Source organism: Rhodanobacter glycinis (genome assembly GCF_900114325.1).
GTDB lineage: Bacteria > Pseudomonadota > Gammaproteobacteria > Xanthomonadales > Rhodanobacteraceae > Rhodanobacter_A > Rhodanobacter_A glycinis.
This window is the reverse complement of the sequence record NZ_FOSR01000002.1, coordinates 269946-285658: the sequence shown is the minus strand read 5'-3', so window position 1 is coordinate 285658 and position 15713 is coordinate 269946. Positions and strand designations below refer to the sequence as shown.

The window sequence follows — 15713 nt, the reverse complement described above, 5'->3', positions numbered from 1 at the left end:
CGATGGCCGATGGTGCGAGGATCCTGCGGAACAATGCTGTTGCGGACATGCGGACTCCTTGAGGCGGAAACGGAAAGCCGGGCATTCGGTGTTTCTGTTACTGCACGGCCTTCACGACGGGAAGGTCGATGTATGTCGCCTGTTGCGGGCTGTGATAGATACGCTGCGTCGCCTTTTGGTAGTCGCCCGGTTTGGCCAGGAAAATGTTTGGCACGAAGGCCTGCGGATTGCGGTCGTAAAGCGGAAACCAGCTCGACTGGATCTGCACCATCAGTCGATGCCCCTTCTTGAAGACATGGTTGACGGTCGGCAGGTCGAATCGGTACGGCAATGGCCGGTTCGATGGAATCGGCTCGGGATCGGCGAAGCTCTTGCGATAGCGGCCGCGGAAAATATCCATGGCGATCGGAAGCTCGTAACCACCCATCGAAGGCTGCTCCGCCATCTCATCGGGATACACATCGATCAGCTTGACCACCCAGTCGCTGTCGCTGCCACTGGTCGAGGCCACCAGATGCACGGCGGGTGAGCCGGCGATCATCAGCGGCTGCTCGAGCGGTTTGGAGACATAGGTCACCACGTCGGTGCGGGTAGCGAACTGACGCTGATCGTCGACCAGCCATTCGGGCCACGTATCGACCTGGTCGGGCATGCCGTGGCTCCACGGCTGGATCGGGCGGATGCGATAGGGCACTGGCTTGGCCGGGTCGGACACATATTCGTCGTAGCCGCTGCCACCGGCCTTTGGCGCTGTGAAACCCAGACCATCGTCGGCGTGCAGGTAGAGCGGTTTCATGGTGGGCGTGCAATGACCATCACAACCTTCGGGCCAATGCGCGAGTCGTTCCCAGCGATTGGCGCCGGTGATGAAGGCCGTGACGGGTGCGATGGATGCCTTCGGCGCGCCGTCTTTCAGGTATTGCGCCAGGAACGGTCGCAGCACGTGGTTGCGAAACCAGTCGCCGGTGTTCATGCCCAGGTCGATCTTGCCGATGTCCGGCGCCCGCTCCCAGGTCTTGGCATGACGCCAGGGTCCGATGACCAGGAACAGTTTGCCGCGCGCCGAGGGCTTGTCGGCCAGCGCGCGATAGACGGCCATGTCGCCGTAGATGTCTTCCTCGTCCCACAGGCTGTGGACCAGCATCATCGGGACGCTCAGCGGTTGCTTCGCCAGCAACTTGTCCATGGCCTGGTCTTGCCAGAACGCATCATAGGCCGGATGCGCGAGCAGCTTGCGCCAGAAACCGAGCTGGTCCATGCCACGCGACTGTGCCAGCGCGCCGGCGGAACCGGCCTTGAGGTAAAGGTTGTAGTCGTCGCGCTCGCCGGACCACCACGGATACTGGCTGGAGCGGCCGGCATCCTGGCCGTAGATATAGGGAATCATCTGCTCGCGGAAGGCGCCGTTGTGGAACCAGTCGTCGCCCATCCAGCCATCCACCATCGGATTGATCGGCACCACCACCTTCAGGGCGGGATGTGGATGGAAGGCACCTACCAGGGCCTCGAAGCCGTCGTAGGAAATGCCGATGATGCCGACCTTGCCGTTGCTCTGCGGCAGGTTCTTCACCAGCCAGTCGATGGTGTCGTAGGTGTCCGTCGCATCGTCGACCGAGGTCTTGTTCAACGGACCGCGCATCGGGCGGTTCATCACGAAGGCGCCACCGGAACCGTACTTGCCGCGCACGTCCTGCACCACGCGGATATAGCCGTCCTCGACGACGATGTCGTCGGGGGTGTCATAGCCGACGATCGTCGGGCCCAGGTGCGGGCTGTCGGCATGATGGGTCATGCTGTCCGCGCCATAGGGCGTGCGGGTGAGCAGGATGCCTGCGTGTGTCGCGCCCTTCGGGATGAGGATCACGGTGTGCAGCTTCACGCCGTCGCGCATCGGGATGTCGACGACGCGGCGGGTGAAGTCGAAACTGCCGGTCACCGGTTTGAAGTGTGCCGGTATCTCGCTGGGAAGCTGCACGTGGGCCTGGTCGGCGCCGTGGGCCGATCCGGTGGCCATGGCGGCGACCAGAAAGAAAGCGGGAAAGGCATGACGCATGAAGCGATGCATGTTCGGTCCTCTTGGGTCCGGTTGTTCCAGAATGCCGGACCCGGCCATGCGCGCCACGCGCTGGCCGGGGCAGGCATCGCCGTGTCAGAAGTCGTAGGAGATTCCGAAGCGGACGTATCGAGGCATCGTGTAGTCGATGACGCGCTCATAGCTGTCGTTGATCGATTTGCTCGAGCCGTATCCAGGGCTGATCTGCAGGGGCCGTTGCTGGTTGAGCAGGTTGTACACCATCAGGTTGAATGCCAGCTTGTGGTCGGCCCACTGCGGGCGGTATTCGACGCTGCCGGTGATGATCTCCTGCCACGGATTGCTGCCGACCTTGCCCGGAGGAGAAGGTTGGCCATCGCAGTAATGGTAGTAACTGCCATAGCCGACCGGATCGTTCTGCTGCGTCCCGAAGAATCCGAGGCACTCCTTGGGCAGGCCGGAGAGAATCGAAAGATTCGCCGACACCATCCATTCCGGTGCGATCTGGTACGAGCCGTAGATCTTCAGCGCATGGCGCCGGTCGTTGCCCTGGTCGCCATTGGCGTAGAGCATCAGCTGGTAGTAATCCCAGTCACGCGTGGCGGACACGTTCTGCTGCCCTGTGAACGAGGTGACCTGGCCCTCGGTGTTGCCGTAGCTGTGCGACCAGACGTAATCGATCTTGCCCGACCACTTGCCGTCGAACGGATGCGACAGGTAGACCTCCAGTCCATCGTAATTGCGCTTGAGTTGGGGGAAGCCGAAGTCCTTGTTGGTGACGGTCACCTTCGTGTAGCCGCCGCTGGCGTTGACCAGGTCGTAGGTATTGGCGCGCCCCGGGTTGGACAGGTAGCACGAGCCGATGGTGAGCGTGGAAAGATCCGCCCCCTGCGCCTGTGCCGCGCGGCCGATCGCGCCGTTGTCGCAGACGTCGTCCAGTGCATTCCTCAGATGGCGCACGGTCCCCTTCATGCCCCATAGCCACTTCGGATTGATCTGCTGGTCGAAGCCGAGGATGAATTCATCCTGGTATTCCGACTTGATGTTCTGCGCACTGACGGTCTTCGGGTCCGGTGGCTGGCCGTATTCGCCGTTGGGCGAGACGGCGCCGCCGGTAGACGACTTTAGGAAGGTCATGCCGGTCGGCATGCCATTGGCATCGATGCCGGTATAGGTGAAGTACTGGTTCGTGGCGATCGAGCCCGCTGCCGTGCGCAGCGCCACGCTGGCCGGCATGGCGAGGTAGTAGCGTCCGGCGTTGCCGTAGACCTTCAGCGACGAATCACCATGCACGTCCCAGGAGAAGCCCAGCCGAGGTGCCCACTGCGGACTGGTGAGGCGAAGATAGGGGGCGCCGGCGGGGTTGTAGTTGGTGAACTGGTCGTTGCGGATGCCAAGTTGCAGCATCAACCGGTCGGTAACCTGCCAGTGGTCCTCGACGTATTGCGCCCGCTGTTTCACCCGCACCGAGGCGGAATTGGAATAGTGGCGGATGTAGCCGAAGTAGCCCTCCTCGCCGCCGGGGTATTTGCCGGGCGCATCGACGAAGGGAGATTCGCTGATGTCGGTATTCGGGTCGCCCTTGCCGTACCACAGCTCGTAGCCGCTACCGATGGTGGCGCCGTCGTCGATGTCGTGCGAGTCCTGGTTGTCGATGCCCGCGGTGATCGAGTGGTCGCCGATCTTGTAGGTGAGGTCCAGCCGCAGGTTGCGATTGGTCGAGCGATGGCTGGGATTGTTGACTACGTCAATGGTCTGGCCGTTGGTGCGCGGTTGGTTCCCGACATATGCCGGGTTCTCCTGGTCAAGTCCGCGAATGCTGGGGCCATCCACGCCGGAGTCAGGCACCTGGGTGAAGTAGTCGATGCTGGACTTGCCGTACATGGCGCTCAGCGTGAGGTCGTCGGTAATGTAGCTGGTGAACTTGGCCACATAGATTTTTGCGCTGGTCTTGTTGGTTGTGTCCTTGCTGACGAAGCCGCCAGTGCTGCCGCTGTCGTAGTCGTAGGCATAGTCGGAAGCGTCGGAGCGATGGGTCTGCGACACCCCGGTCAGTTCCAGGATGTTGGAGTCGTTGATGTTCCAGTCGAGCTTCAGGTAGCTCTTCGGATCCTTGTAGGTGTAGCGGGTATTGGCGGGGGTCGATGATTTGTCGCTGATCGTGTTGCCTTGCTGCTGCTTCGCCTCGACGGCGGCGAAGACGTACAGGCGGTCCTTGATCAGCGGTCCGCCAGCGTAGGCATCCACCGTGGTTTCCCATGATTTGTTCTGGTTCTTGCGCTGGAAGATCTGGCCGGCCTTGCTGCCGCGGGCGTAGTAGATGTTCCGCTGGTCGTTCTGCGCGAAGGCCGGCTGCCACAGCACCTGTGCACCGAAATGCCATTGGTTGGTGCCGCGCTTGCCGACCTGGCTGATCACGCCGCCGTCGGAGCGGCCATAGGCTGCCGAGTAGCCGCCATTCAATATCTCTTCCTGCTCGACCGCGCCGTAGGGCAGGGTGATGCCGCCAAAGCCGCTCAGCGGGTCGGTCGTGTTGAAGCCGTTGATGTAGTAGGCGTTCTCGGTGGCCGCCGAACCGCTGAACGAGACCAGTGTGTTGCCCATGGCACCATGGAAGTAGGTGCTGGCGGGCAGTGCGCCGGGAGCCAGCAAGGCCACCGCCTCGGCCGTGCGCGCCAGCGGCAACCTGGCCATCTGTTCGGCCGTGATGATGGTGCTGGAGCCGGTGGAGGTGACATCTATAGGGGGCAGCGCATTGGCGCTCACCGAGACGGTGCTGAGTTGTTGCACGCCGGCCGGCGAGGTGTTTGCGGAGGCCGTCGCGGAGAAGGACACATTGGTGGCAATGCCGACGCGCAAGGTGACATGGTCGCGCGTGTCGAGGGTCTTGCCGTTCTGCTGCAGCGACACCGTGTAGGTGGCCAGGGGCAGCGATACCGCGCTGTAGCGGCCCCGGCTGTCGACGGGCACTTCGCGAGTGAGGCCGTTGCTGCCCTGGATCAGGACGGTTTCGCCGCTGACGACAGGGGCTTGCCCGATGATGCTGCCGGTGGTGGATTGGGCGTGCACGACGGTGCCTGACAGCACGGCTGCCAGTGCCAGCGCAATCGCCGATCGGAGTGAAACGGATTTCATTTGCCGACTCATGGTGGTGACTCCTTGAAAAGAAGATAGGTTGCTGACAAGCAATGGATACATCGATTTCAATCGATCCAAAAGCCATCCATGAAAAATCGGGTCCCGGGTATTCCGCCGAGCCCCTGGAGCTGAGGGGGTTCGATGACGGCAGGTGCCCGATGCACCGCCGTATTGAATTTTTTCGACCGACATATCGTCGGTGGCCAACGCAACATGCAGCTTCTATTCCTTGTGCTTCATTCGGAGCGGGCTCATGGGCCGTCTGCTTCAAGTGTTTCCCGGCAGGCGCGGTGTCGTGGTGGCGACTGTCCGCGATACCCGCCTCGTCGGATAACCGGTTTCATGCGTAGATCACCTTTCCGACGTGTCTGCTTATCGCCTTCATCGCCTTGATCTTCACGGCAGCCCGGTCCGTTACCAGCACATCGATGTCCTTCAGCGGGCAGTAGCCGATCCTGCTGCGCACGCCAATCTTCGAATGGTCGGCGGCGATCACCGTACGCAATGCATTCGCGTTCATGGCTCGTGCGATTTCCGACTCATCCAGCAAGAAGCTGCTCGCGCCGTACTCGGTGTCTACGCCCACTGGTGAGAGAATCGCCAGGTGCGCCTGGTAGCGCTGGATTTCGGCGATGGTGCCGGGCCCGTAGTTCGAGGACAGTTCGCCGTGGAAACGGCCGCCCAGCAGTTGCACGTGATTGTTGTTGCGGTCACCCGTGGGGCCAGCGATCTTCCTGGCCACGTCCACCGAATTGGTGACGACGGTCAGGTTGATCAGCCCTGCCAGCGCTTCGGCGACCGCCGACATGGTGCTCCCCGAATCGAGGAAAACGGTTTGCCCGCTTTCGACCAGCGCGGCAATCTTCTTTGCGATCAGCTGTTTTTCCTTGACCCGCGTGGTGGCACGGACCCCGATGGGAGGTTCGTTTCCGGCAAGTACGGCACCGCCATGCACCCGCAAGACCTCGCCCATGGCTTCGAGCTTCAGCAGGTCGCGGCGGATCGTTTCGCGCGATACGCCGAGATCGCTGGTGAATCGATCGACCGAGACCTGTCCGAACGCCTTCAGCAGGCTGCGGATGCGTTGATGGCGTTCCTCATGCCACATGCAGTTTTCCCCTTTGTTGCAGATAGATGCCGATGCGGGCCGTGCTCAGGCGCATCAGGCCGAGTGCGACGGCCACGACGGCGACGATGCACGCGGAATAGGCGGCCGCCTGCGAAATGAAGCCGTTCTCGTTCAACTGCATGACGGATACGGAAGCCAGGTTCAATTCCGGCGTGACCAGAAAGGTCACCGCCGAGAGGGTGACCATCGATTGCATGAAAAGCAGGAAGAACGTCGATACCAGTGCCGGGGCGACGAACGGCAGCACCGCGTCCCGGGTGGATTGCAACGGGCCGCCTCCAAGGCAGGTGGTAGCGTCTTCCAGCGCGGCCGGCACGGTACGCAAGCCGGTCGATATCGTGAGGAAACCTTGCGTGTGGTAGTGGTAGAAATTGCACAACGCGACGATGGCCAGGCTGCCGTAGAGCCAGTGCGACAACGGACCATGGTTGAAGGCCAGCACGTAGCCGATGCCGATGATCATGCCGGGCACGGCCGCCGGCATCATGGCGAGGAACGCGACGATGCGGGCCAGGGCGGGCGACAGTCGACGCATGCCGATCGCCAGCATGAACAGTAGCAGCGTGCCGAAGATGGCTACGGCAATCGAGATCTTCAGTGAAGTAAGGATAGGCGTATAGCCGTCCGGAAGGTTCGTGTGGTAATGCGCCAGCGTCAGGCTGAAGTCGTAGGGCCACAGCTTTACGAAGCTGGCGTAGAACACGGTCGCCAGTACGACCGCCACCGGCAACAGCAAACCGATGCAGGTCATCGACAACGCCGCGTCGCGCCCGCGCCCGGGCGGTGCTTCGGAAGGCAGCGCGTGTTCCGAACCGTTGTGCTGGCGCGAGGCCACGTGCTCGATATACAGCGACAGAATCGCCGGCAGCAAAAGGACCATGCCGATGGTTGCGCCCATGCCGAAATCCATCTGGCCGGAAACCTGATTGTAGATCTCGGAGGCCAGAACCCGATACGAGCCGCCCACGACCATGGCATTGCCGAAATCGGTGATGGTGATGGTGAACACCACGAAGGCCGCTGACAGCAGGCCAAGCTTGGCCTGGGGCAAGGTGATGTCGATGAATTGCCGCCAGGCGGAGGCACCCATCGATTCCGCGGCGTCGTAGTAGCGGCGATCGGTGCGTACCAGCGCGACGGAAATGATCAGCACGGCTTGTGGAAGCGCGTACAGGACGTCCGCGGCGACCAGGCTGGCGAAGCCGTAGATGTCGGTGGGCAAGCCGGTGAGCCTGTGCACCAGGCCGTTGCGCCCGAACAAAAAGATCAATCCCAGCCCCTGCACCAGCGACGGCGCCAGCAGCGGCAGAATGAGGACGCCACGGACCAGCCACTTGCCCTTCATCCGCGACCGGTGCAGCGCCATCGCGATCGCCAGCGCCGCCACCGTGGTGAGCAGCATGGTGGTGCCGCTGACCCACAGCGTATGCAACATGACACGCGGAAGGCCGGGGTCGGTCCACAGCCGCCGGTAATGGGCCAGGCTCAGGACATCCCCCTGACCGAGGAAGCTGCGCAGGCCGATGACGATCAGCGGGTAGCCGAAGAACAGCAGCAGGCCGAGCACGGGCAGGCCGATGAAGGTCCAGGCCAGCAGGCGATCGCCCGGCACGCCAGGATGGTTTGTACGCACGGCCCGGTTCATGCGGCCACCCATGCGGAACGGTCCGGTCGCACGTCCAGGGTGACGCTGTCACCGGGCTTGAGCGTGCAGTCGCGATGCTGCTCCGCGGTGAATGAGCGGCCCCGCCAGTCGATCACCAGCCGGATCATGCTGCCGAGGAAGGTGACGGCGCGTACCGTGCCTTCGCCGTCTTCGGCGGCAGTTGCGTGCACGTCCTCCGGACGCAGGCAGGCTTCCAGATGGTGGTCGGGTGCTGCAGGTCGCCCGGACAGCAGCGTCGGCAGCGCTTCGCGCACCCAGCTTGTCGGCAACAGGTTGGACGCGCCGATGAACTGGGCCACAAAGCGCGTCGCCGGATTCATGTACAGCTGGCGTGGCGTGCCGATCTGCTCGATGCGGCCCCGGTTCATGCAAATGATCGTGTCGGCCAGGGTCAGCGCTTCCTGCTGGTCATGCGTGACCATCAGGGTGGGAATGCCGAGTTGGCGTTGCACCTGGTGAATCTCGCCGCGCATCTGTTCGCGCACGCGGGCGTCCAGGGCGGAAAGGGGCTCGTCGAGCAGCAGCAAGGCCGGATCGACGGCCAGCGCTCGTGCCAGCGCAACACGTTGCTGCTGCCCACCGGAAAGCTGCGCGGGATATTTGCCTGCTTCATCCGGAAGCTGGATCAGCCGGAGCAGTTCATCGCGGCGTGCTGCGGCGGCGCGGGGCGGCAGGCCGCGAAGCTTCATGCCGTAACCGATGTTTTCCGCCACGGTCATGTTCGGAAACAGCGAGTACGACTGGAACACGATGCCGAAATTGCGTTCGCGCGCCGGCATGCGGGTGATGTCCCTCGCACCGAGCATGATGCTGCCGCTGTCAGTCGCGAGCAGGCCCGCGACGATTCGCAGCAAGGTGGTCTTGCCGCAGCCGCTCGGCCCGAGCAGGCAGACGAAGTCGCGTTCGCCCACGGCAAAGCTCACCCGATCCAGGGCCGGGCGGCCACCGAAGGACTTGCTGACGTCGTTTACCGTGAAATGCACCAGAGAGCTCCCCGTTCTTGTGCCCGTGTATCAGTTCGCCACGTCGCTCTTCCATCTGGCGATGGTCGCCGCGCGGTTTTCCATCGATGCCTTGAAATCCATCGGATACAGTCGGTGCGCGATGTCTGCCGGCAGCCCGTCCTTGATCTGCTCGGGCGTCGGTCCGGCGCCGGGCATCGCGACGATGCTCTTGTACTTGCGGTACAGCGCGGCGGCCTGCGGTGAGGCGATCCAATCGAGGAAGCGCTTCGCATCGACCTGGTTTGCCGAGGTCTTCATCATGGCGGAGGCCTCCAGCTGATAGGCGACATCGCTCGATGGGATCACCATCCTGATCGGAAAGCCCTGTCGGATCGATTGCATGGCGGTGAAGGCGAACGACACGCCAATGGGAAATTCACCGGTGCGCGCCAGCTTGCAAGGGCTGGACCCGGACGGACTGAACTGGGCGACGTTGCCGGCGATCTGCTTCAGCAGAGCCCAGCCTTTGTCCGCGCCCATGCCTTGCAGGATCGCCGCCACAATCATGTAGCCGGTACCGGAAGATTGCGGGTCCGGCATGACGACTTGGCCCTTGTAGACCGGCTTCGCCAGGTCAGCCCACGATGTCGGCATGGGCAGATGCTGGGCCGCGAGCGCATCGGTATTCACGCAGAAGGCGGCGAGGTAGCCGGTGGCGACGAACCATTTGTCGTCCGGCGCGCGGTAGCGCGAAGGCAGCTTCGCGATGTTGGGCGATGTGACCGGTGCCAGCTCGGCCTCGATGCGCGGATCGAGCATGTCGGTGAGTGCCTCGCCCCAGATCACGTCGTTATGCGGCGCGGCGGATTCGGCGATCAGGCGTGCGGCCAAGTCTCCCGTGGAAAGGCGCAGCACGTGGACGTGCAGGTCAGGCATCGCCTGGCGCGCGGCGGCCAGGTACACCGAGACTTCGTCGTTCTCGAGCGCCGTATAGACCGTGATCGAGCCCGCCTGTGCCCAACCACAGGCAAGGGCATACACGGCAAACGCGGCGGCGAGTCTGGTGGCTATGCGCATGAGAGCAACCTGTGCGGTACGGCTGTTGGCGTCGATTCGCGAACGGGCGTCCTTGAAGCGTGGGACGTCCTGATACCCGGTCCCCAGCTTGCCCAGAGAATGTGTCATTTTGTGGACATTTGCAAATTTGAGGAAAATCCTACAAAAGTGCTCGCTGCCCTGTCATGATCCGGGCAGGCGTCGACGAGGGTCGGCTCCGTCTTCGTTTCCATTCGTGAGGTAGCCAAATGGCCTTGCCTGCGTCGTCCACCGAGGAATTCCGTCGATTCGCCGAAAGCGTTGCCGAGCGCGCGCGGGCCATGTCGTTGCCGGGCTTCCGCAGCAACTTGCATGTCAAGTTCAAGGGTGACGCTAGTCCCGTCACGGAAGTGGACCGCAATGTCGAGGCGATGGTGCGCGAGTGCATCCGGGAGGCCTACCCGGAACATGGTGTACTTGGCGAAGAGCATGGCTCGAGCCACACCGATGCGGAATACGTGTGGTCGATCGATCCCATCGACGGGACGCGAAGCTTCGTCACGGGCTGGCCACTGTGGGGGACGCTACTGGCCCTGTTGCACGAGGGCCAACCGGTGCTTGGCTTGATCGACATGCCGGTGCTCGACGAACGCTGGATAGGCATGCGCGGTGCAAGCACGACCCTCAACGGACGGCCGTGCCGCAGCAGGCAGGGCACGGCGCTGGCAGGTGCGGTGGTCTACACCACCTCGCCGGATGCGTTTTCGCAAGCCGAGTTGGCGGTGTTTGAACGGATCAGCCGGGCCGCACAGAACCGGCGTTTCGGCGGTGACTGCTACAGCTATGCGTTGCTTGCCTCCGGGCATATCGATGTGGTGATCGAGGCCGACCTGAAGCCCTATGACTATCTGGCGCTGGCGCCGGTCATCGAGGCAGCGGGCGGTGTGATCACGGATTGGGAAGGGCATTCGCTGGGCATGCACAGTGGCAGCCGGGTCATTGCCGCAGGCTCGGCGGAACTGCATCGCGAAATCATGGGTCTGATCGGGAAGCCTGCCCTGCGCGATTCCGTTTCACCCGGCAGCCACCCGCGCATGGCGTGATTCGGAGAGTTCGGTTTCATGGTGTCCATTGATCGTCGGCGTTTTCTGCAAATGTTTGGTGGTGCCGTCGGCACCGCGGCCTCGGGCCAGGTACTTCCGGCCAGTTTGCGCAAGGCACTGCAGGTACCGGCGCAGCGGAGAACGGGTACGATCCGCGATGTCGAGCACGTGGTGATCCTGATGCAGGAGAACCGTTCGTTCGATCACTATTTCGGCACGCTGCGCGGCGTGCGCGGGTTCTCCGATCCCCGGCCGCTGCTGTTCCCCGATGGCCGACCGGTCTGGTACCAGCCGAATGCGTCGATAACCACGCCGAAGTACAACGCGTGTGGTGTGCCGGCCGACGCCGACTACGTGCTGCCGTTCCGCGTCGACACCCGCGAGAACGGCGATCACCAGCACAGTACCGATCACAGTTGGAGCTCGGGCCACTTGTCCTGGAACCACGGCAGATACGACCAGTGGATTACCCAGAAGCAGGATGTGCTGACGATGGGCTACTTGCGTCGCGAAGACGCGGCTTTCCATCATGCGCTGGCCGATGCCTTCACCATCTGCGACAGCTATTTCAGTTCGGTGCCCGCCGACACGGCGATCAATCGCATCTACCTGTGGTCGGGCACCTGTGATCCGAACAACGTGATGGGCCGGATTCCCAACGGCCCCGGTCTGGCCGAGCGGCCGCGAGTGAATGGCTACACCTGGACCACCTATCCGGAGCGGCTGGAATCGGCAGGGATCAGCTGGAAGCTGTATCAGGGCGGGACGGGCGAGCCCGGCTCGCCCACCGACAACTTCACCGACAATTCGCTGGAGTTCTTTGCCAACTACCAGGTGGACGAAGGCGCCGATCCGCGAGGTCCGCTGGTGCGCAAGGGCGTCTCGCAACATACGTTGAAGGAGCTGCGCGACGATGTGCTGCACGACCGTTTGCCGCAGGTCTCGTGGATCGTCGCACCCTACAAGTATTGCGAGCACCCGGCCGCCTCGGCCGCCGATGGCGCGTATTACATCAAGCGTGTGCTTGAGGCGTTGACCGCCGATGCGGAGTCGTGGAGCAAGACCGTGCTGTTTCTCTGCTACGACGAAAACGACGGCTTGTTCGATCACGTCGTGCCGCCGATGCCGCCCTCCAGTAGCGAGCGCAACAGTCGCGGCATGGTTTCGCACTCGCTGGCTGGCAGCTTTCGCGACGAATTTCTCGACCTGGATGTCAACACGTCGATGATTCATCCACTCGTGCCCGGCGCTGATCCGGGTGGACGGCAGCCGCTGGGCTTGGGCATGCGTGTGCCGATGATCGTCATCTCGCCGTGGACGACGGGCGGCTGGGTTTGCTCGCAGACTTTCGATCACACGTCGATACTGCAATTCCTGGAAACCCGCTTCGGCGTCGCCGAGCCCAATATCAGTGCGTGGCGACGTTCCGTCTGCGGCGATCTCACCAGCGCCTTCGATTTCGGCCTCAAGCCCGACCTGGGCATGCCGAATATTCCCCTGCCCGAATCGCATCCGGATCTCTTTGCGCCGATCATCGCGCCGGCGATTCCAAGCATGCCTATCCAGGAGGATGGTCTGCGCCCGGCACGACCGATCCCCTATCAGTGGCAACTGGAGCACCGGCTGGATGCCGCAGCGGGCAAGTTCTGGCTGGACTTCCGCAACACCGGCGCGGCGGGGGCGGGTTTCTATGCCTACGACCAAACGGCGCCGGCCAGTGATCCGCGTCGCTACACGGTCGCCGCCGCCGAGATGGTCAGCGATTACTGGCCGCTGCACCCGCACGGTGTTGCTTACGACATCCTCGTGCATGGGCCGAATGGCTATCTCTGTCATGCGCGCGGTGAACTGCCGGCTGCGACGACCGCGACTGTCGAAGTCCGACTGATATACCAACCGGAGCGCTGTCAGATCCAGGCCATCCTGTCGAACACGGGCAGCCTGGCGTGCTCGGCTTTCATCCACGACGCCTATGTCGGGCATCTGGCCGAACTGCCATTGAAGCCGGGCGCCACGATGGAGTTGACCCACGACTTGAGCGCCAACCATGGCTGGCATGACATCTCGGTCACGCTGGATACGTCGGACGTCTATCTGCGCCGCTTCGCCGGCCATCTCGAAACCGGCCGTCCAGGCACCAGCGACCCGATGCTGTCGCCTTCGTTGCGTACGCGTATCGGGTGAGCAAGACCCGGGTTCCGGGTGGCCGAGCGGGACGATGGGGCCTCTGCGCCTGCGTTCCGGGGATGACATGTGCCATCCGGCACATGGGGCGATGGGGTGCGCAGGAGTAGGTTCAGACGGTTATCCCACTGGGGCCCCGTCATGAAGCTTGCTTGTACCCCCGCGTTCGCCGTCGCCGCTTTGGCTGGCCTAGCTTTCTCATCAGCCGGTTTCGCCAAGGACTCGCCCGCGTCGCCATCGGAAACGGCGCGCATCGAGCAGATCCTCGCCGCGCACGCCAAGGTGGTGCAGGTCGGGTCGGTAGCGCTGTCCCACGATGGCACCCATCTCGCATGGACGCAGTCGAAAAAGGGCAAGAAGGAGCTGATGCTGGCGTCGTGGGATGGAAAAAACGCGCACGCAGTGAAGATTCCGGGGGATTGCCACGAAGAGGACATCCACTGGGCGCCTGATTCCGACAACCTGGCAATCTTGACCCGCTGCAAGGTCGATCCGAGCAACACCAAACCCATCAAGGGCGCGCTTTGGGTGGTGGACGGGGCCGGGAAGGCCGCACCGCGAAAGGTGACGGATTTGAGCGGTTTTGCCTCCGACGTGCAATGGTCGCGCGGTGGCCAGAGCATCGCGTTCATGTATGTGCCGGGCGCGACGCGGATGCCGTTCGCGACGGCGTCCGGCAACCCCCGGGTCGGCGTCATCGGCCAAGAGACCGAGCAAGTGGAGCGGATCGCTGAAGTTCCGACTTCCGGCGGCACCCCGAACATCCTGACTCCCGCGAGTTTGTACGTATACGAGTTCGACTTTTCGCCCGATGGCCACACGATCGCGTATACCGCGGCGCCGCCTCCGGGCGACGACCACTGGTGGTCGGCCAAGTTGTATACGCAGAAGGACCAGGCTGGCGCCACACCGGAAGTGGTGGTGGATCCGGCCACCGTCACCGGTTCGCTGCACGGCATGCAGATGCAGCAACCGACGTGGTCGCCGGATGGCAAGTCCATCTATTTCGTCGGCGGTCTGATGAGCGACCGCGGCGCGGATGCCGGCGAGCTTTATCGCGTGGCCCCGCAAGCTGGGCAAGTGGTGGACATGACACCGGGTATTCCGGTCACGCTGCACCAGTTCACTTTCCTGACGCCCGATACGCTGGTGTTCACCCAGGAAAAACTGGGCCACGTGCAGATCGCCAAATACACGATTTCCGATTCGGCGGCGCAGCCGTCGCGCGTGTTGTACACGCTGCCCGGCGCCGTGCGCGGTGTATCGATCTCGTCGAGCGCGCCACATCGCATCGCCTATGCGGCCAGTTCATTCGAACACGCGCCGGAGGTGTACTCGGGCGCGCTGGGTGATCAGCCACCGTCTGCGGTGACTGCCGTCAACGCCGCGTTGAAACCGAGCTGGGGCAAGGCCCGGTCGGTGACATGGCATAGCGGCAAGCTGTTGATCCAGGGCTGGCTGCTGTATCCGGCGAACTTCGACCCGCACAAGACCTATCCCTTGATCGTGTCGGTGCACGGTGGTCCGACGTTTGCGAACCTGCCTTACTGGGGCACCAACGCCACGGCCTATTCGTCTTTCGGCTATTTCGTGCTGCTGCCCAATCCGCGTGGCAGCACGGGTGAAGGCGAAGCCTTCGTGCGAGAGAACATCGGCACGGGCAAGATGGGTTACGGCGATCTCGACGACATCCTCGCCGGGATCGATGCCGTCGAGAAGATCGCGCCGGTCGACAACAATCGCCTCGGCATGACCGGCTGGAGCTATGGCGGCTTCATGAGCATGTTTGCACCGACCCAGACCAACCGCTTCAAGGCCGTGGTCGCCGGCGCCGGCATCTCCGACTGGAAGAGCTATTACGGCGAAAACCAGATCGACGGCTGGATGATCCCGTTCTTCGGCGCGTCCGTATACCAGAACCCGTCGGCGTACGAGAAGAGCTCCGCGATCAACTTCATCACCCGTGACCACACCCCGGCACTGATCGTCGTGGGCGAACGCGACGAGGAATGCCCGGCGCCGCAATCGTTCGAGTACTGGCACGCGCTGCAGACCCTGGGCGTGCCAAGCAAGCTGGTCGTCTACGCCAACCAGGGCCACGGCATTGCCAATCACGACGACCAGGTCGACATCCTGCGTCGTTCACTGGACTGGTTCGGCAAATATCTCGCAGCCGCGCCGGCAAAATAATCCGGATTTCGCCTGTTGGTACTGGGCAGCTGGAACGCAGAGCCGAGGTTCTGCGTTCCAGCTGCCCAGCGTCATTCAGTAGTTCGAGTGCCATGAATGGCGGATGTGGCAGGGTGGCGGCGGACGACCCACGCATGCGTCGCCGCCGCGAAAAATAGCAGTCAAACACCCCGAGCCGCGACGGTTGGTCGCGAATCGTTGTCTGGTTGAGCAACAAATGCAGGTCAAAGGTCGCTTTTCGACCCATTTGTGTCGGTCATGAATGGCTGCTTTGTGGCGAGCATTTGAAGCA

The 15713-nt window shown here is 62.9% G+C and carries 9 protein-coding genes; 3 read left to right on the top strand and 6 right to left on the bottom strand.

What is annotated here, in order from left to right:
- Window positions 1–97: 97 nt before the first annotated feature.
- From BMY90_RS03500 to BMY90_RS03475, 6 genes are all read right to left on the bottom strand, one after another.
- On the bottom strand, window positions 98–2065 hold the full coding sequence (locus BMY90_RS03500; RefSeq protein ID WP_245734850.1) for a CocE/NonD family hydrolase: 1968 nt from the start codon (window positions 2063–2065) through the stop codon (window positions 98–100).
- 84 nt (window positions 2066–2149) lie between these two features.
- Window positions 2150–5179, bottom strand: a complete 3030-nt coding sequence (locus BMY90_RS03495) for a TonB-dependent receptor (protein WP_245734848.1) — start codon at window positions 5177–5179, stop codon at window positions 2150–2152.
- A gap of 331 nt (window positions 5180–5510) precedes the next feature.
- Complete coding sequence (locus tag BMY90_RS03490) at window positions 5511–6278, bottom strand: DeoR/GlpR family DNA-binding transcription regulator (protein ID WP_092701581.1); 768 nt, start codon at window positions 6276–6278, stop codon at window positions 5511–5513.
- Window positions 6268–7932, bottom strand: a complete 1665-nt coding sequence (locus tag BMY90_RS03485; RefSeq protein ID WP_217638546.1) for an ABC transporter permease subunit — start codon at window positions 7930–7932, stop codon at window positions 6268–6270. The genes BMY90_RS03490 and BMY90_RS03485 overlap by 11 nt, the downstream gene beginning before the upstream one ends.
- 8 nt (window positions 7933–7940) lie before the next feature.
- On the bottom strand, window positions 7941–8948 hold the full coding sequence (locus tag BMY90_RS03480) for an ABC transporter ATP-binding protein (RefSeq protein WP_092701578.1): 1008 nt from the start codon (window positions 8946–8948) through the stop codon (window positions 7941–7943).
- Window positions 8949–8978: 30 nt separating this feature from the next.
- The gene (locus BMY90_RS03475; RefSeq protein ID WP_092701823.1) at window positions 8979–9986 is read right to left on the bottom strand and encodes an ABC transporter substrate-binding protein; all 1008 of its coding nucleotides are present in this window, start codon (window positions 9984–9986) and stop codon (window positions 8979–8981) included.
- A 227-nt stretch (window positions 9987–10213) separates the two neighbouring features.
- On the opposite strand from BMY90_RS03475, the gene hisN reads away from it, so the two are divergent.
- The 3 genes from hisN (at window position 10214) to BMY90_RS03460 (ending at window position 15421) form a co-directional block, all read left to right on the top strand.
- Window positions 10214–11047: a histidinol-phosphatase gene (hisN, locus tag BMY90_RS03470; protein ID WP_092701575.1), complete on the top strand. Its 834-nt coding sequence runs from the start codon at window positions 10214–10216 to the stop codon at window positions 11045–11047.
- An 18-nt stretch (window positions 11048–11065) separates the two neighbouring features.
- Entirely contained in the window at window positions 11066–13231 is a 2166-nt protein-coding gene (locus BMY90_RS03465) for a phosphocholine-specific phospholipase C (protein WP_092701572.1), read from the top strand.
- 141 nt (window positions 13232–13372) lie between these two features.
- Entirely contained in the window at window positions 13373–15421 is a 2049-nt protein-coding gene (locus BMY90_RS03460; protein ID WP_092701569.1) for a S9 family peptidase, read from the top strand.
- Window positions 15422–15713: the final 292 nt, after the last annotated feature.

Bases quoted from the DNA above. Each gene is read 5' to 3' on its own strand.
- BMY90_RS03475 (WP_092701823.1), bottom strand. From the start codon at position 9,986: ATGCGCATAGCCACCAGACTCGCCGCCGCGTTTGCCGTGTATGCCCTT.
- BMY90_RS03495 (WP_245734848.1), bottom strand. From the start codon at position 5,179: ATGAGTCGGCAAATGAAATCCGTTTCACTCCGATCGGCGATTGCGCTG.
- BMY90_RS03500 (WP_245734850.1), bottom strand. From the start codon at position 2,065: ATGCATCGCTTCATGCGTCATGCCTTTCCCGCTTTCTTTCTGGTCGCC.
- BMY90_RS03490 (WP_092701581.1), bottom strand. From the start codon at position 6,278: ATGTGGCATGAGGAACGCCATCAACGCATCCGCAGCCTGCTGAAGGCG.
- BMY90_RS03460 (WP_092701569.1), top strand. From the start codon at position 13,373: ATGAAGCTTGCTTGTACCCCCGCGTTCGCCGTCGCCGCTTTGGCTGGC.
- BMY90_RS03465 (WP_092701572.1), top strand. From the start codon at position 11,066: ATGGTGTCCATTGATCGTCGGCGTTTTCTGCAAATGTTTGGTGGTGCC.
- hisN (WP_092701575.1), top strand. From the start codon at position 10,214: ATGGCCTTGCCTGCGTCGTCCACCGAGGAATTCCGTCGATTCGCCGAA.